Genomic DNA, 16,798 nt, shown 5'->3' with positions numbered 1-16,798 from the left:
TCCCCCGCTTGGCCGAAGGCTAACACCGACCCGTCACAAATGTCGTGTAATCCGACCAAGGATTAGACCACGAAGTGCTTGCCAGAGGGAAGTCGCTCGATCGACCCCGATTTCGTCCGAACCGCGCTGCACGGACGGCCGTTTTTATTCCCGATGCAACGCCGCTGGTTTTGCCAGCTCAGCAAACGTCCACCTCACTCACCGGCGGCCGGTTGCTCGGCGGAGGCGCAGGCCGGTATGCGAATCGAGTGGCGCGGCAGCGCAACGCCATGCCCCAGTCGCCTTGACACGTGCGTAAACAGTTTGCGGTATTTGCACGCCGATGTCGAGTACGTTCCTGACTCCCCGGTAAGTTGCAGGTCCGGCCAGCCTCCCGAAGTGGACCGGCGCGTACCACGGCGACCGATCTGATGTGCTCCGCGCGGCGACGCCGACAACCGCTGTGCCAGCGCCGGTGTGGTCAAAGCCACACCAGCCGATCAGCTCGCTGCGGCGATCCGCGCCGCGATCTTCGCCTCGATGTCGGGCACCACCTGGCCGAGTTGCTCATTGAGATAGAAGTGATGGCCCGGCAGCTCGAGCGCCGTGAAGTCCGACCGGGTGCGGTCGGCCCACGGCGCCACCTTCGCGGCCGTGGCGATCTCGTCGTCGTCGCCGAAGTAGGCGTGGATCGGTCCGGAGAGTGTCACCTCGGGCGGGCAGCTGTACGACGCGATCGCCTTGAGCCCGCGCAGAGTCGGCAGGATCGCCGCCGCGAACTCGGGGTTCTTCATGAACTCCGGATTGGCGCCCGTCATCGTGCTCACCGCACCGAGCAGCCCCTCGTCGTCGTCCGGGATGTCCTCGTAGCCGACGTGGCCCGGCGCGGCCACCGCGGACACGAACAGCCCGCTGATCGGCCGGCCGGCGTCCTCGAATCTGCGTGCCACCTCGAACGCCAGCAGCCCACCCATGCTGTGCCCGAAGAAGAACACGGGTCCCCCGTGGTCTTTCTCCGGGGACACCATCGTGACGACCTCGTCGGCGAGTGCGGGCAGGCTGGTGAACGACGCGAAATCCTGCTTGCCGCGCTGTCCGGGGTACTGCACCGCGGTCCGCTTGATGTCGATCGTGAAGGTCTTGGCGAACGGCACGTAGTACTGAGCGGACCCGCCCGCGTGCGGAAAGATGAACAACCTCGGCTGTGTCACCGGGACACCCTATCGATCAGGCGAACGCCTCCACGGGCGGGCACGAGCACACCAGATTGCGATCGCCGTACGCCCCGTCGATGCGTCGCACCGGCGGCCACACCTTCGGCCGGAACCCGTGCCCCAGCGGATAAGCCGCCTGCTCGCGCGTGTACGGGTGATCCCAGGCGTCGACCAGCAGGCTCTGAGCCGTGTGCGGCGCGCCGCGCAGCGGGTTGTCCTCGGCCGGCCACTCCCCCGAGCCCACCTTGTCGATCTCGGCGCGGATCGCGATCATCGCCTCGCAGAACGCGTCGACCTCGGCGAGCGACTCGCTCTCGGTCGGCTCCACCATCAGCGTGCCGGCGACGGGGAAGCTCATCGTCGGCGCGTGGAACCCGTAGTCGGCCAAGCGCTTGGCCACGTCGTCGACCGTCACGCCCGTCGCCTTCGTGATACCGCGCAGATCGAGGATGCACTCGTGGGCGACCATGCCGTTCTCGCCGGTGTAGAGCACCGGGTAGTACTCGTCGAGACGGCGGGCGATGTAGTTGGCCGACGCGATCGCGACCAGGGTGGCCGACCGCAGCCCGTGGGCCCCCATCATCCGGATGTAGGCCCACGTGATCGGCAGGATCGACGCCGAACCGTACGGCGCCGCAGACACGGTCAGCTCGTCGGAGAGTTCGTCGGCCAGCGGATGCCCGGGCAGGTACGGCGCCAGGTGCGAACGCACCGCGACCGGGCCGACGCCGGGTCCACCGCCACCGTGGGGGATGCAGAACGTCTTGTGCAGGTTCAGGTGGCTGACGTCGCCGCCGAACTTGCCGGGGCGGGCCAGCCCGACGAGCGCGTTCAGATTCGCGCCGTCGACGTAGACCTGCCCGCCGGCGTCGTGCACCGCGGCGCAGATGTCGGCGACGTCGTGCTCGTAGACGCCGTGGGTGGACGGATAGGTGATCATCAGCGCCGACAGGTGCTCGGCGTGCTGGGCGATCTTGGCGCGCAGATCGTCGAGGTCGACGTCACCGTTCTCGCGGCACGCGACCACCACGACCTTCATGCCGGCCAGCGCCGCCGAGGCCGCGTTGGTGCCGTGCGCGCTCGACGGGATCAGGCACACGTTGCGCTCGGCCTGGCCCGCCGCGATGTGATAGGCCTGGATCGCGAGCAGGCCGGCGTACTCGCCCTGCGAGCCGGCGTTGGGCTGCAGCGAGATCTCGTCGTAGCCGGTGATGCCCGTCAGCCATGCCTGCAGATCGGCGATCAGTCGGCGGAGCCCCGGGGTGTCCGACGCGGGCGCGAAGGGGTGCTGGCGACCGAACTCGGGCCACGTGATCGGCTCCATCTCGGCGGCCGCGTTCAGCTTCATCGTGCAGGAGCCCAGCGGGATCATGCTCCGATCCAGCGCGATGTCCTTGTCGGCCAGCGAGCGCAGGTAGCGCATCATCGCGGTCTCGGTGCGGTACGAGGTGAACGCCGGATGGGTCAGGAACTCCGACGTCCGGTTCGCGATGTCGCTACCGGCTGAGGCAGGGGCCACCGTCGTGGCACCGCCGGAGAACGCGGCGAGCACGTCGGCCACATGCGCATCGGTGGTGGCCTCGTCGCAGGACACCGACACGTGGTCGGCGTCGACGAGCCACAGGTTGATGCCACGTCGCTTGGCTGCGTCGACGACCTCGCGGGCCCGGCCCGGCACCCGGGCCAGCACGGTGTCGAAGAACGCGGGATGGACGACGTCGACGCCGGCCTCGGCCAGGCCGCCGGCCAGGCTCGTCGCTCGCCCGTGCACGCGTGCGGCGATCGCACGCAGCCCGTCGGCGCCGTGGTAGCTCGCGTACATCGCGGCCATCACCGCGAGCAGCACCTGTGCGGTGCAGATGTTGCTCGTCGCCTTGTCGCGGCGGATGTGCTGCTCGCGGGTCTGCAGAGCCAGGCGGTAGGCCGGCGCTCCGTCGGCGTCCACCGACACTCCGACGAGGCGGCCCGGCAGCTGGCGTGCGTGCTTCGAGTGCACCGCCAGGTACCCGGCGTGCGGGCCGCCGAAGCCCATCGGCACACCGAAGCGCTGCGTGGTGCCGAACGCGACATCGGCCCCGATCTCCCCCGGCGGGGCGATCAGCGTGCACGCGAGCAGGTCGGTGCCGACGGCGACGAGCGCGCCGCGCTCATGCGCCTCGGTGACCAGGGCTGTCCAGTCCTGCACGGCTCCGCTGGCACCGGGCAGCTGAACGATCACTCCGAAGAAGTCGCCCTCGGGCAGGCCCTGGCGCAGGTCGGCGGTCACGATCTCGATGCCGAGCGGCTGCGCGCGGGTGCTCAGCACCGCGGCGGTCTGGGCGAAGACGTCGGTGTCGACGGCCAGGCGTCGGCTGGAGCCGCGCACGGCACGCTGCATCAGCGTCATCGCCTCGGCGGCGGCCGTGGCCTCGTCGAGCATCGAGGCGTTGGCCACCTCGAGCCCGGTGAGGTCGGTGACCATCGTCTGGAAGTTCAGCAGCGCTTCGAGGCGACCCTGGCTGATCTCCGGCTGATACGGCGTGTACGCGGTGTACCAGGCCGGGTTCTCCAGGATGTTGCGCAGCAGCACCGGCGGGGTCAGCGTGTCGTAGTAGCCCTGGCCGATCATCGACACCGCGACGGTGTTCGAGTCGGCCAATGCGCGCAACTCGGCGAGCGCCTCGGCTTCGGTGGCCGCCGGGGGCAGATGGTCCAGGCCGGGCGCCACCGCGTCGTCGCCGTCGCCGGTCAATGCGTCGAGAATGCCGGCGGGCAGGGCCTTGGCGGCGAGTTCATCGAGAGAGGAGACACCGATCGTCTCCAGAAGCGTGGCAACCGCGTCGGCGTCGGGCCCGATGTGGCGGTCGACGAAGGTCAGTTCGCGAGGTGCATTGTGATTCGACACGGGGTGATTCGACACGGGGAAAGTCTCCCGACGTTCGGGCGCGAGGCGCGCAGGCGTACCGGCGCCTCCCCCTCTGTCGTCCACCCGATCCGGGCTGCCTGAGAGATTCGGCAGCGTCCGACTGCGAATGTCGGTGTGCCTTTCCCCATGGGCGGGTGCGAAGCACCGCTTTCCAGAGGCATCGGGGCCTGACGCGGTCCGGGGGCCTGAGAGGTTGACGGAGAGGTGTTGCTCCTTCGGCGCCTGTGACTGGCGGTCACAGAGCTCTCCCGCGCGAGGGCGATGCGTCAGCCAGTTTAGCGCGCCGCCCGTAGAGGTGCGGTGTCAGCCGATCTTGCGGTCGCGATGCTTACGCCGCGAGGCCAGCTCGTCCTCGGGGGCGGAGATCGACTCGCCGCCGTCAGCGCGCTCACCCGGGAAGTCGGCTATGGCGCCGGTCAGTTCCCGCATGGCGCCGGAGACCGCGATGCCGAACACGCCCTGACCGCCCTGCAACAGGTCCACCACTTCTTCTGCCGAGGTGCACTCGTAGACCGTGGTGCCGTCGGAGAACAGGGTGATGTTCGCCAGGTCAGAGACGCCGCGCTGACGCAGGTGGTCGACGGCGACGCGGATGTTGTGCAGCGAGATGCCGGTGTCGAGTAGTCGCTTGACGATCTTGAGGACCAGGATGTCCTTGAACGAGTACAGCCGCTGACTCCCCGAGCCCGCCGCGCCGCGGATCGACGGCACCACCAGGGAGGTGCGGGCCCAGTAGTCGAGCTGGCGGTAGGTGATGCCGGCGATCTGGCAGGCGCTGGGCCCGCGGTAGCCGACGAGTTCGTCGGGCACCGAGTCATCAGGAAACAGGCCGGCCTGCACGGGCTCCGCGGCGACCCGGGGAAGGGTGTCGGCCTCGGGGGCACCGGTGTTCAGGTCCAGCTGCTCCTGGCGTGGCGTGTCTCCCACGTGTCGAATCCTCTCGCCGATCGAAACTCGCGTCGTCTCGTGGGCGCACGTTATCCCGGCCCGAACTTCGTTCGAGCATACGCTTGGACGCCTGCTGTGACTGCCCGTCGGAAGCAAGTATCGTCGCCGACGAGGATGCGGCCGCAAACCCGACCCGCGTGTCGAGTGCGACGAGACGCATCCGTGACCAAGAGGGGTGTTTGGGGTGCCGCTCAGGTGGCTTTGAAGTCGTCGGGCGACACCGAGTCGAGGAACTCCTTGAATTTCTCGACCTCGTCCTCGCGCACCGCGCCAGGGGCGTCGTCGTCGTTCTCGTCGGGGATCAGCAGGCCCGCTTCGGCAAGCACCGCTTCTTCCACGTAGATGGGCACCCCGACACGCAACGCGATGGCCACGGAATCCGAGGGCCGAGCGGAGACCTTGATGTCGCGATCGAAGATCAGATCCGCGTAGAACGTGCCCTCTTGCAGATCGACGATGCGGACCTCTTTGAGCGAATGCCCCAGCGCGGCAATGACATCGCGGAACAGATCGTGAGTCAGGGGCCGGGCCGGCTCGACGCCCTGCTGTTCGAGGGCGATCGCGGCGGCTTCGGACTGCCCGATCCAGATCGGCAGGTAGCGGTCACCGGTGGCCTCGCGGAGCAGCAGAACGGGCTGGTTCTGCGGCTGCTCCACACGGATTCCGACGACGCGAACCTCACCCATCTGTGCCTACCCTCCGCACCGGTGTTGCGCTGTAGCCCCGCGGCCCGACGGGGGCCGGAGGAGACGAAAACCCGTCAAGCCGAGTCTAGTCCTCAGCGATCGAGAACGTCGCGCACGGCCGATTTGATCAATGACGTGTGCAGTGTGATCGCCAGCGCCGCGACTTCCCGCGCGAGGTCGTCGGCGCGGTCACGCGCGCCGGCCTTGCCTGCCTTCACCACCGGGCCTGCGATCTGGGCGATGAGGTCGGACTGGCGGTCGGCCGCGGACCGGAAGGCCCGCAGGTGCCGTGGCTCCACTCCGTAATCGGCCAGAGCACGGGCGCATTGCGCGATCACCACCGAATGCTCGTCGAAGAACACCGTGCCCGCGCCTTTGAAGATCGGGGTGATCACCCCGGTTTTCACCAGTGAGGTGAGCAGCTCGTCGCTGACCCCGGACCGTTCCAGCAGGGTGTCCCGGGTCAGCCGCGCCTGTGCCGGGGCGGCCGTGGCGCCGCCGTAGTCGCTGCCGTGGTCGGTCTTCGCCTCACCGACCGGCATCAACCGGGTGGCGTACGCCGACGGGCTCTGCGGCAGTTCACCGTCGGGCTGCGCGTCGAGCTGCGCCTTGATGACCTTCAGCGGCAGGTAGTGGTCGCGCTGCGCCGTGAGGATGAACCGCAACCGCGCACAGTCGTACGCGGTGAACCGGCGGTAGCCCGACGCCGTGCGTTGCGGCGTCACCAGACCCTCGGCTTCCAGGAAACGGATCTTGCTGATCGTGACGTCGGGGAAGTCGGCACGCAGCGTGTCGAGGACGACCCCGATCGACATCCCGGCCAGGGCTTCGGCACGCGCACCGTCCGGTCCCGAAGCCTCAGGGTGGGTCATCGATGATCGTCGCCGCGATGCAGTGTCAGGTGCCGGGGTCGGTGAGAGGTCGCCGGGTCAGTCGGAGCTGCCGTCGACGCCCTTGGGACCGGTCAGGAAGACCAGGCGGAACTTGCCGATCTGGACCTCGTCGCCATTGGCCAGCACGGCCGAGTCGACGGGCTCGCGGTTGACGTAAGTGCCGTTGAGGCTGCCGACGTCGACGACCTGGAACTCGCCGCCCTCGAGGCGGAACTCCGCATGCCGGCGACTCACGGTGACGTCGTCGAGGAAGATGTCACTGTCGGGGTGGCGGCCCGCCGAGGTGGTGGGCTGGTCGAGAAGGAAGCGCGAGCCGGCGTTCGGCCCGCGCTTGACCACGAGCAACGCCGATCCGACGGGCAGGCCCTCCACTCCGGAGACCGCGCTCTCGCCGCTTGCGGCGGGCGGAGCGTCGAGCTCGTTGAGGAAGTCGGCACGGAATACCGAAGTCGTTTCCACGGTGACTTCGTCAGAGTCGGCCCCCGAAGTGAAGTCTTTTTCCGTCACCCGCTGCTCCTTACTGGCTGCTGTGGCGATCTCCGGCCGGGACCTCCAGCTGTCTCGCCGCTGGTGTCGACCGTACCGCGCAGCGGACCCCATTGGGTCCACCACGGCCGGATTCGCTTACTGGTCGACTGCGACCCTAACAACCCTCAGTCGGTCACGTGGGCGCGGTAGGCCTCCGCGTCGAGCAGAGAGGACAGGGCGGCCTGCATCGACTCGGAGTCTGCCTGCAGTTCCACCAGCCAGCCGCCGCCGTAGGGGTCCGAGTTGACCAGTTGCGGGTCGGCGTCGAGATCGGTGTTGACCGCGACGACCGTGGCGGTGACGGGGGCGTAGAGGTCCGACACCGACTTGGTCGATTCGACCTCCCCGAAGGACTCTCCGGCGGTGATCTCCGCACCCACGTCGGGCAGCTGGACGAACACCACGTCGCCCAGCGCCGACTGGGCGAAATCGGTGATGCCGACGCGCACCGTGTCGTCGCCCGTCTTCGCCACCCACTCGTGTTCTTCGGTGTAGGACAGGTCGGCGGGGATCTCGGTCACTGTGCTCCTCGGCTCCAAGGTTCTCGGTTGTTCGCGACCAAGGCGGTCACGTCATTTGACGGGCTGAGCGTATTGGCGGGGTTTCGGTTGCCGCAAGGCAGTGACGTCGACCCGGTCGGACTGTTGTATCACCATCGATCCGCCGACGCGTTCGATGCTGTCCATCGCGCCGCCCGGAATGTTCATCGCCGCCGCGAGCGTGGGCGGATCCCCAATGGCGACAACCGAATACGTCGGGTTGAGGGTGGTGGAGTCGACCACGAGGGCGCCGGCGGCGCCGACGACCCAGGTGTCGACACCGATCCGCACCGCGGCCTGTCCACCGCCATCGGTTCCGCTACCGGAGCCGCCGCGGATCTCCATCGCCTCGGCGCCGGCCGCGCGCAGCTCGTTGATGACGTCGAGCATCGTGTCGGCGGCCACCCCCGAGGACGGATCGGCGATCGTGAGGGTCACCCCCGGCCCGGTCGCGGGCACGGTGCCGATCAGGATCGACAGAGCGGCCAGGCGAGCGCGGGCGTTCTCGATCGCGGCCTGGTCGCTACTGCCCGAGGCCTGCAGTTCCGACAGCGTGCGCTGCAGCTCGGTCACCTCGGAGTTCAGCGCGGCTTCCCGCTGTTGCAGCGAATCCAGCAGCACCAGCAGGTCGGCGGGCCGGGCGGTGTCGAGCGCGTCGCCGGAATCGGTCTGGCGCACCTGGGTGGCGATCGCGATGCCCAGGACCAGGCACAGCAGCACCGCCAGCACGCCGAACACGCCGCTGCGGGGGTGGCGCAACCGGCCCAGCGCAGACGTGTGCGCGGCGGGCGGCATCTCGTGACGGCCGTGATGGTCGGCCGGGTGGTCTGCCTGGTCCTCGCCGTTGTTCTGGGCCTCGCCCATCTCAGGCTCCGAACAGTCGGCGCCGCAGTGCCGCGGCGTTGCCGAAGATCCGGATTCCCAGCACCACGATGATCGCGGTGGAGAGCTGTGTGCCCACCCCGAGCTGATCTCCGACGTACACGATCAGCGCGGCCACCAGCACGTTGAACACGAACGACACCACGAACACCTTGGCGTCGAAGATGTGCTCCAGATAGGCGCGCAACCCGCCGAACACGGCGTCCAGGGCAGCGACGACCGCAATCGGCAGATAGGGCTGGATCACCTCCGGCACGCTGGGGTGGAACACGACACCGATGACGATGCCGACGACCAGGGCGACGATTCCGATCACTGCAGTCCTTTGGCGAAGGTGAGGTCTCGTACGGAGCCGGCCGGCAGGGTCAGGCCGTCGCCGGCGGCCACCGTGACGCCCACGTCGTAGGAGGCCTCGAGCAGCCGCAGCCGCTGCAGGCCGGAGCTGCGGTCGAACGCGTCGGCCATGGCGTGCGGCGGTCCGACTGCGAGCACGGCGTAGGGGCTGCTGATCGGTTGATTGTCGACGAGGATGCCGCCGCCTGCCTGGCGGATCGTCACGTTGGGGCCGATGCGGACGCCGCCCACCGAGATCGCCTCGGCACCGGCCAGCCACAGCGAGTTGACCACCAGCTGCAGATCCCGGTCGAGGATCACCTGCCTGCTGCCCTCGACACGCTGTTTGGACACGTCGGTCAGGTCGCGGGTGACGCCGGGGTCGGTCACGGTGACGGTGAGGCCGGGCCCGATCACCGGTGTCGCGGCCGCGGCGAAACTCGCCTGGTCGAGCTCGCCGAGCAGCTGTCGGCCCGACGCGTCACCGGCGAGCCGGCTGCGCCGCAGTGCGTCGGCGTCGGCGGCCAGGCTGTTGCGCTGCGCGGTCAGCTCCCGAGTCTCTGCTTCGGCGCCGCGCACGCTGGCGACCAGGACCTGCTGGGATTCGCGCACGCCGGGCTCGGTCGCCCGCGCCTGCGACCAGGCGAATGCGAACACCGCCGCGACCAGCGCCGCCGCCGCCACCTGCCACAGCCGGTCGGTGCGGGCCCGTGGCGACTGCGCGGCGGCGGCGTAGCCCGCATCGAGGTGTTCGGACAGCAGCGAGCGCAGCAGCGACGGCACCGGGATCAGCGTCGGCGCCCCCGCCCGGTGCGCGTTGCGCCCCGACGACGGGTCGAAGCCACCCAGCTGCGTCACGGTGCCTGCACCCCGGCGCCCCCGAATCTGGAGCGCGGCATCGACCGCGCGACCATGCCGACCTGGATCAGGTACAGCACCCCCGACCACAGGTACATCGCCGTGCCCCAGATCACGAAGCCCCAGCCGAACGCGAGCACCGGCGGCTGCCAGACCGCGTCGCCCTGCCCGAGCAGCACCAGCGGCAGGCCCGACATCAGCGCGAACGTCGCGGCCTTGCCGATGTAGGTGACCGGAAGCGCGGTCAATCCGCGGCTGCGCAGCAGCGGCAACGTCGTCGCCAGCACGACGTCGCGGCCCAGCAGCGTGATCACCAACCACCAGGGCACGACACCGGCCAGCGCCAACGCGATCGGGATGACGATCATGTAGATGCGGTCCACGGCGGGGTCGAGCAGCGCGCCCAGCCGCGACGACTGGTTGTCGAACAGCCGGGCGATCTTGCCGTCGGCCCAGTCGGACGCACCGCTGAACATCAACACCGCCACTGCCCAGCCGGTGTTGTGCGTGACCAGCAGCAGCACCAGGAACACCGGAACGAGGACGAGCCGCAGCACCGACAACACGTTCGGGATCGTCAGCACCCGGTCGGGCGGTGCCGGGGTGTCCCCCGGTTGAGACCCGCGAGCCATGCGTAGAACCTAGCGGAACACCCCGGGCAAACTCAGCGCTGACAGGGTGTCGTCGTTGAGCGGGTTGTCGTGCACCATGTACGTCCAGGTCGACGTCGGGCGCGCCAGCTTGGACAGATCCACCCCGGGCTCGTCCTCGATCGACGGCGCGGTGTCGAACGTCTGCTGGGCGGCCTCGATCGCGTCGGCGGCCAGCGAGCCGAACGCGTCGACGGCGAGGCGGTGGAATTCGTCGAGTGGGTTCTGCCGTCCCAGCGCGCGCAGGTGGATGCTCTCGCGGATGTCGGCCAGGTAGGACAGGTGATCGGCCCAACCGCGGTCGAGGTGGTAGAGCATGATCAGCCGGCAGATCTTCTCCAGCTTCGCCTCACCCCCCTCGCCCAGCTGCTCGAGCAGCTCCTCGTAGCGCTGCGGCGACAGTGCGGCCAGCTCCTCGCGGGCAGTTGCGGTGCGCAGCAACGCTTCTCGGCGCTCGACCAGGATGGCGCGCTGCTGGGCGATCAACTGGTTGTAGCGCCAGGTGTTGGCGTGCACGTCGAGCAGGCGGCCCTCGGCGACGCGTTGGGCGTGTTCGAGCAGCGTCGCGGCCTTCGGGCTGAGCACCTTGCCGTCGGAGTCGCAGTCCAGCGGCAGCTTGCCGGCGTCGAGGTGCGAGACCACCACGTCGTCCTCCCAACTGGAGAAGAACACCGTCGAGCCGGGGTCGCCCTGGCGCCCGGCACGGCCGCGCAGCTGGTTGTCCAGCCGCTCGGTGTGGTGGCGGCCGGTGCCGATCACGTGCAGGCCACCCAACTCGGCGACGGCATCGTGGTCCTTCTCGTCGGAGCCGCCGAGCCGGATGTCGGTGCCGCGTCCGGCCATCTGCGTCGACACCGTGACCACGCCGAGTGCGCCGGCCTCGGCGATCACGGCCGCCTCTTCGGCGTCGTTCTTGGCGTTCAGCACGACCGCGGGGACACCGGCCTTGACCAGCCGCCGGTGCAGATCCTCGGATTCGGCGACATCGCGGGTGCCGACGAGGATCGGTTGGCCGGTCTCGTGGACGGTCGCGATGTGTTCGAGGACTGCTTCGTTGCGTGCGGCGGCGGTGACGTAGACGCGGTCGGGTTCGTCTTCGCGGATGTTGGGGGTGTTCGGCGGGATCGGCGACACGCCGAGCTTGTAGAACTGACGCAGCTGTTCACCGGCGGCCAGCGCGGTGCCGGTCATGCCGCACACCGTCGGGTAGCGGTTGATCAGCGCCTGAACGGTGATGGTGTCGAGCACCTCGCCCGTCTCGGTGGTCTCGATGCCTTCTTTCGCCTCGACGGCGGCCTGCAGTCCGTCGGGCCAGCGCTGCAGCGTCGCGATGCGGCCGCGGGAGGCGTTGATCAGGTGCACGGCGTCGTCGCGGACGATGTAGTGCACGTCGCGTTGCAGCAGCACGTGCGCGTGCAGCGCGACGTTGATCTCGGTCAGCGTGGTGGCGACGTGCTCTTCGGAGTAGAGGTCGATACCGCCGAGTTTGGCTTCGATCTTCTGGGCGCCGGACTCGGTGAGGTGGACGTTGCGGCCCTCGGCATCGGTGGCGTAGTCGACGCCGTCGACGAGCTCGCCGACGAACCGGATCAGGTCCAGCCGCGGGGACTCGCGGTGGCTGGTGCCTGCCAGCACCAGCGGCACCAGCGCCTCGTCGACGAGGACGGAGTCGGCTTCGTCGATGAGGGCGACGTCGGGGTTGGGCGACACCAGGTCGGCGACATCGGTGACCAGCTGGTCGCGCAGCACGTCGAAGCCGATCTCGTTGACCGAGGCGTAGGTGACGTTGCACTGGTAGGCGGCGCGGCGTTCCTCGGCGGTGGAGTCGGCGGTGATCCAGCCGACGGTCAGGCCCATGGCCTCGATCAGCGGCGCCATCCACTCGGCGTCGCGGCGGGCAAGGTAGTCGTTGATCGTGATGACGTGCACGCTGCGGCCGGCGAGTGCGTAGCCGGCGGCGGCGATCGCGCCCGAGAGCGTCTTGCCTTCACCGGTGGCCATCTCCACGACGTCGCCGGCGAGCATCCGCTGCGCGCCCAGCAGCTGGACGTCGAAGGCGCGCAGGCCGGTGGTGCGTTCGGATGCTTCGCGCGCGATCGCGAGGAACTGCGGGATGTCGGCCGAATCCGCGAGGTCCTCGAGCTGCAGCAGGGTGGCCGCCTTGGTCAGCTTCTCGTCGTCGAGGTCGGCGGCTTTGGCGTCGAAGTCCGCGGCCGCCCGGACCTGGTCCATCGAGCGGCTCTGGTCGCGATCTGTGCTGGCCCCGAGCATTTTCCAGAAGCGTCCCGACATGCGCCCGCCGGATTTCTTGGACTGCGCAGAATTGGAGGCGGGGGCAGACGTTTTCGATGAGGTGCGTGCCACACGATCACGGTACGCGGACGGGGTGGGATTCCCGGCCGTGACTCCCGCCACCCAGAAATCGCGGTGCTGGTCGTCCAGCCCGCGCGTTGTCCGCGGTGGCGCCGCAGCACTGCGGTAACTTCGCGCAGACCGGGCAGTGCCGAAGGGGGGTGCGTCGCGTGGACACCAAGCCGTTCGCGCCGACGCTGGCCTGGAGCCGGGAATGGCTCAACTCCGCGATCTGGGTGTCGACGGCGTTCTTGGTGACCGCGCTGTGTCTGGCGGTGGTCCTCATCGCACTGGGCCGCTTCACCGAGTGGGGCAGGCAGTTCTGGCGGGTCACCGGCGGGTACTTCACGGGCCGCCCCAGCCTTCGGGTCTGGGCGGTGGTCGCGCTGCTGCTGCTGTCGGTGATCATCTCGGTGCGCATCAACGTGCTGCTGACCTACTACGTCAACGATCTGTTCACCGCATTGCAGATCGCGTTCTCCTCAGGCCCGGACCGGTCCAGCGGTATCGCCGGGTTCTGGGCCACGATGGTGGTCTTCGCGGTGCTCGCCGGGTGCTACATCGTGCGACTGCTGCTCGACATGTACGTGACGCAGCGGTTCATCATGCGGTGGCGAATCTGGTTGAGCCAGCGGTTCATCGACGGCTGGCTGGGCGATCTGGCCTACTACCGGGCCCAGTTCGGCAGCCGGCCGATCGACAACCCCGACCAGCGCATCCAGCAGGACGTCGACGTGTTCACCACCGGGGTCGGCGGGGAGACCAACAATCCGATCTTCACGTCGGGCAACACGCTGCTGTTCGGTGCGGTCGAAGCGGTGCTCTCGGTGCTGTCGTTCGGGGTGATCCTGTGGCAGCTCTCCGAGCCGCTGACCGTGGGCGGGGTGACGCTGCAGCGCGCTCTGTTCTGGATCGTGCTGGTGTACGTGCTCGTGGCCACGGTGGTCGCGTTCGCGATCGGGCGCCCGCTGATCCGGCTCAGCTATCTGAACGAGTTGCGCAACGCGGGCTTCCGGTACGCGCTGGTGCGAGTGCGTGAGGGTGGCGCGGCGATCGGGCTCTACCGCGGTGAAGCAGCCGAGCGCAGGGTGCTGGGCAGGCGCCTCGACGGCGTGATGGACAACTACCGGCACTGGCTGAACCGGATGATGCTGTTCTTTGGGTGGAACGTGTCGATGAGTCAGGCGATCAACCCGCTTCCGTGGCTGGTGCAGGCTCAAGGTCTGTTCGCACAGCGGATCTCGTTCGGCGGGGTGTGGCAGTCCTCGAACGCGTTCGCCGCGATCCACGACAACCTGTCGTTCTTCCGCAACGCCTATGACCAGTTCGCCAGCTACCGCGCGGCGATCATCCGGCTCGACGGGCTGGCCGACCAGAACGAGCGGGCGGGCCGGTTCACCCCGGTACGTCCGTCGGATTCCCCGGACGGGCGCCTGGAGGTGTCGGGCGTCGCCGTGCGCCGGCCCGACGGCAGCCCGTTGCTGCACCCGCTCGACGTCGCACTCGAACCCGGTGAGTCACTCGTCGTCACAGGCCCGTCGGGCATCGGCAAGTCGCTGCTGATGGCCAGCCTGGCCGGGGTGTGGCCGTACGCCTCGGGCGAGGTGCGCCTTCCCGGCGGGCGCGACGGTGCGATGTTCGTGCCGCAGCTGCCCTACCTGCCGTTGGGTGATCTGCGGACCGCGGTCGCCTACCCGCACCCGCCGGACACCTATGACGACGCCGCGATGCAGTCCGCGCTGCGCGATGTGGCGTTGCCGCACTTGATGATCAGGCTGGCCGAGGCGCAGGACTGGGCCAAGGTGCTCTCGGTCGGCGAGCAACAGCGCATCACGTTCGCCCGGGTGCTGTTGGCACAACCGCGCGCGGTGTTCCTCGACGAGTCCACCGCGGCGCTGGACGAGGGACTCGAGGAGATGTTGTACCGCCTGCTGCGGGAGCGGCTGCCGGACACGATCGTGGTCAGCGTGAGCCACCGGGCCACCGTGCATCCGCTGCACGACCGTCGGCTCTCGCTGGTCGGTGACGGCCAGTGGCGGCTGGAGCGACGCGCCTCGTCGGGTTGACGCCTCCGCCACGCCGCGGGCAGGTTGGCGCGGTACCTTGCCCGCATGGAGGAATTGTTCACCCCGACGCTGGACTGGGGTAGTGAACTGTGGACCTCGCTGTGGTGGATCGCCAAGGCCTGGGCGATCGCGGCGGCGTCCACGCTGGTCGTGCTGCTGCTGATCGGCCGGTTCACGAATTGGGGTCGGCAGTTCTGGCGGATCACGGGTGGTTACTTCACCGGACGCGACAGCATCAAGGTCTGGGCCTTTCTCGCCGTCCTGCTCGCCTCGGTGATGATCAACGTGCGCCTCGACGTTCTGTTCACCTATCAGAGCAACGATCTGCTGACCAGCTTCCAGGTCGTCGTGCAGGGCCTGACGTCGGACAACGAGGAGGTGAGGCAATCCGGCATCGACGGGTTCTGGTCGACGATCGTCATCTTCAGCATCCTGGCGGCGCTGTCGATCACGCAGCTGCTGCTCGACATGTACCTGTTCCAGCGGTTCTGCCTACGCTGGCGTGCCTGGCTGACCGATCGGCTGACCGGTGACTGGCTGACCGGCCGCGCCTACTACCGGGCCCGGTTCATCGACGAGACGATCGACAACCCGGACCAGCGCATCCAGTCCGACATCGACATCTTCACCGCGACCAACGGGCCGCAGCCCAACCTGCCGTACTACGGCTCGAGCAATTCGCTGCTGTTCGGCGCGATCTCGGCGGTCACCTCGGTGCTTTCGTTCACGCTGATCCTGTGGAATCTGTCGGGCCCGTTGACCGTCGCCGGGATCACGCTGCCGCACGCCATCTTCTGGATCGCGATCATCTACGTGCTGTTCGCCTCGATCATCGCGTTCTGGATCGGCCGTCCGATCATCGGTCTGTCGTTCCTCAACGAGAAGTACAACGCCGCCTTCCGATACGCGCTGGTGCGGTTGCGTGACGCGTCGGAGGCGGTCGCGTTCTACCGCGGTGAGGTCGCCGAGCGCACCGGACTGCGCAAGCTGTTCGCGCCCGTCGTGACGAACTACCGCCGGTACGTGAACCGGTCGCTGCGGTTCAACGGCTGGAACTGGTCGATGGGCCAGCTCATCGTGCCGCTGCCCTATCTGGTGCAGTTCCCGCGGTTCGCCTCCGGCGAGATCCCGCTGGGCGCGCTGAACCAGTCGGCGTCGGCGTTCGGCGCGATCCAGGGCGGCCTGTCGTTCTTCCGCAACGCCTATGACCTGTTCGCCGGCTACCGTGCCGCGATCATCCGTCTCGACGGCCTGGTCACCGCCGACGAGCAGGGCCGGGCGTTGCCGCACCTCGACGTCGCCGGCTGCACCGGCCAGAACGTCACGCTCGAGAACGTCGAGGTCCGCACCCCGGACGGCAAGCAGCTCCTCGACCCGGTGAACCTCCGCCTGGAGCCGGGCGAATGCCTGATGATCACCGGCAAGTCGGGCACCGGCAAGACCACGCTGCTGCGCAGCCTGGCCCAGCTGTGGCCGTTCACTTCCGGCCGGTTGACCTATCCGATCGACGAGAACGAAACCATGTTCCTGTCGCAGATGCCGTACGTGCCGCTGGGCGATCTGCGTGCGGTGGTGTCCTACCCCAACAAGGAGGGCGACATCAGCGACGACGCAGTGCGCGAGGCGCTGCACAAGGTCGCCCTCCCCCATCTGGTCGACCGGCTCGACGAGGTGCAGGACTGGGCCAAGGTGCTGTCCCCGGGTGAGCAGCAGCGCATCGCGTTCGCGCGCATCCTGCTGACCCGGCCCAAGGCGGTGTTCCTCGACGAGTCCACCTCAGCGCTCGACGAGGGCCTGGAGCTGACCATGTACCAGCTGGTGCGTACCGAGTTGCCCGACACGATCCTGGTCAGCGTCAGCCACCGCAGCAGCCTGCAGCGCCACCACACCCGCGAGCTCAAGCTGCTCGGTGGAGGCGCGTGGGAGCACGGGTTGATCGGCGGGGAGCCCGCGCGGGTCTGACCG

14 protein-coding genes and 1 riboswitch are annotated in these 16,798 nt (G+C 68.6%); of the genes, 2 read left to right on the top strand and 12 right to left on the bottom strand.

All coding sequences use genetic code 11. The features are described 5' to 3' along the window. Window positions 1-479: 479 nt before the first annotated feature. The 12 genes from ACZY1G_RS17235 to secA2 form a co-directional block, all read right to left on the bottom strand. Complete coding sequence (locus ACZY1G_RS17235; RefSeq protein WP_463823071.1) at window positions 480-1,190, bottom strand: thioesterase II family protein; 711 nt, start codon at window positions 1,188-1,190, stop codon at window positions 480-482. Window positions 1,191-1,206: 16 nt separating this feature from the next. Continuing rightward, window positions 1,207-4,050 carry an aminomethyl-transferring glycine dehydrogenase gene (gene gcvP, locus ACZY1G_RS17230; protein WP_463823405.1) on the bottom strand — a complete coding sequence of 948 codons (2,844 nt, stop codon included), beginning with the start codon at window positions 4,048-4,050 and terminating at the stop codon, window positions 1,207-1,209. A 211-nt stretch (window positions 4,051-4,261) separates the two neighbouring features. Continuing rightward, window positions 4,262-4,359, bottom strand: a riboswitch (glycine riboswitch). A gap of 42 nt (window positions 4,360-4,401) precedes the next feature. Further along, window positions 4,402-5,025, bottom strand: coding sequence for a MerR family transcriptional regulator (locus ACZY1G_RS17225; RefSeq protein WP_463816009.1), 624 nt, complete (start codon window positions 5,023-5,025; stop codon window positions 4,402-4,404). A gap of 212 nt (window positions 5,026-5,237) precedes the next feature. Further along, window positions 5,238-5,732 (bottom strand): bifunctional nuclease family protein, encoded by a 495-nt coding sequence (locus tag ACZY1G_RS17220; protein WP_463816008.1) that lies wholly within the window; start codon window positions 5,730-5,732, stop codon window positions 5,238-5,240. A 92-nt stretch (window positions 5,733-5,824) separates the two neighbouring features. Then, a complete protein-coding gene (ftsR, locus tag ACZY1G_RS17215) occupies window positions 5,825-6,604 on the bottom strand; it encodes a transcriptional regulator FtsR (protein ID WP_463816007.1) in 780 nt (259 codons plus the stop codon). Between the two features lie 57 nt (window positions 6,605-6,661). Continuing rightward, on the bottom strand, window positions 6,662-7,132 hold the full coding sequence (gene garA, locus ACZY1G_RS17210) for a glycogen accumulation regulator GarA (RefSeq protein ID WP_463816006.1): 471 nt from the start codon (window positions 7,130-7,132) through the stop codon (window positions 6,662-6,664). A gap of 146 nt (window positions 7,133-7,278) precedes the next feature. Beyond that, window positions 7,279-7,674: a glycine cleavage system protein GcvH gene (gene gcvH, locus ACZY1G_RS17205; RefSeq protein WP_463823070.1), complete on the bottom strand. Its 396-nt coding sequence runs from the start codon at window positions 7,672-7,674 to the stop codon at window positions 7,279-7,281. Window positions 7,675-7,725: 51 nt separating this feature from the next. Beyond that, window positions 7,726-8,556 (bottom strand): DUF881 domain-containing protein, encoded by an 831-nt coding sequence (locus ACZY1G_RS17200; protein WP_463823069.1) that lies wholly within the window; start codon window positions 8,554-8,556, stop codon window positions 7,726-7,728. Window position 8,557: 1 nt separating this feature from the next. Beyond that, entirely contained in the window at window positions 8,558-8,890 is a 333-nt protein-coding gene (locus ACZY1G_RS17195) for a small basic family protein (RefSeq protein WP_463816003.1), read from the bottom strand. Next, window positions 8,887-9,765, bottom strand: a complete 879-nt coding sequence (locus tag ACZY1G_RS17190; protein ID WP_463816002.1) for a DUF881 domain-containing protein — start codon at window positions 9,763-9,765, stop codon at window positions 8,887-8,889. The genes ACZY1G_RS17195 and ACZY1G_RS17190 overlap by 4 nt, the downstream gene beginning before the upstream one ends. Next, window positions 9,762-10,397, bottom strand: a complete 636-nt coding sequence (locus ACZY1G_RS17185; protein WP_463816001.1) for a CDP-alcohol phosphatidyltransferase family protein — start codon at window positions 10,395-10,397, stop codon at window positions 9,762-9,764. The genes ACZY1G_RS17190 and ACZY1G_RS17185 overlap by 4 nt, the downstream gene beginning before the upstream one ends. A 9-nt stretch (window positions 10,398-10,406) precedes the next feature. Next, the gene (secA2, locus tag ACZY1G_RS17180) at window positions 10,407-12,707 is read right to left on the bottom strand and encodes an accessory Sec system translocase SecA2 (protein ID WP_463823404.1); all 2,301 of its coding nucleotides are present in this window, start codon (window positions 12,705-12,707) and stop codon (window positions 10,407-10,409) included. Window positions 12,708-12,937: 230 nt separating this feature from the next. On the opposite strand from secA2, the gene ACZY1G_RS17175 reads away from it, so the two are divergent. Continuing rightward, the gene (locus ACZY1G_RS17175; protein ID WP_463816000.1) at window positions 12,938-14,833 is read left to right on the top strand and encodes an ABC transporter ATP-binding protein/permease; all 1,896 of its coding nucleotides are present in this window, start codon (window positions 12,938-12,940) and stop codon (window positions 14,831-14,833) included. Between the two features lie 45 nt (window positions 14,834-14,878). Beyond that, entirely contained in the window at window positions 14,879-16,795 is a 1,917-nt protein-coding gene (locus tag ACZY1G_RS17170; protein ID WP_463815999.1) for an ABC transporter ATP-binding protein/permease, read from the top strand. The last annotated feature ends 3 nt before the right edge of the window (window positions 16,796-16,798 follow it).

The sequence above is a fragment of the Mycobacterium sp. IDUB_5 genome, from assembly GCF_055419565.1.
The sequence above is the reverse complement of the archived record's forward strand: the minus strand, read 5'-3'. Positions and strand labels throughout refer to the sequence as shown.

Excerpts from the sequence above, each read along its gene's own strand:
- ACZY1G_RS17220 (WP_463816008.1), bottom strand. The coding sequence starts at position 5,732 with ATGGGTGAGGTTCGCGTCGTCGGAATCCGTGTGGAGCAGCCGCAGAAC.
- ftsR (WP_463816007.1), bottom strand. The coding sequence starts at position 6,604 with ATGACCCACCCTGAGGCTTCGGGACCGGACGGTGCGCGTGCCGAAGCC.
- ACZY1G_RS17200 (WP_463823069.1), bottom strand. The coding sequence starts at position 8,556 with ATGGGCGAGGCCCAGAACAACGGCGAGGACCAGGCAGACCACCCGGCC.
- ACZY1G_RS17185 (WP_463816001.1), bottom strand. The coding sequence starts at position 10,397 with ATGGCTCGCGGGTCTCAACCGGGGGACACCCCGGCACCGCCCGACCGG.
- secA2 (WP_463823404.1), bottom strand. The coding sequence starts at position 12,707 with ATGTCGGGACGCTTCTGGAAAATGCTCGGGGCCAGCACAGATCGCGAC.
- ACZY1G_RS17170 (WP_463815999.1), top strand. The coding sequence starts at position 14,879 with ATGGAGGAATTGTTCACCCCGACGCTGGACTGGGGTAGTGAACTGTGG.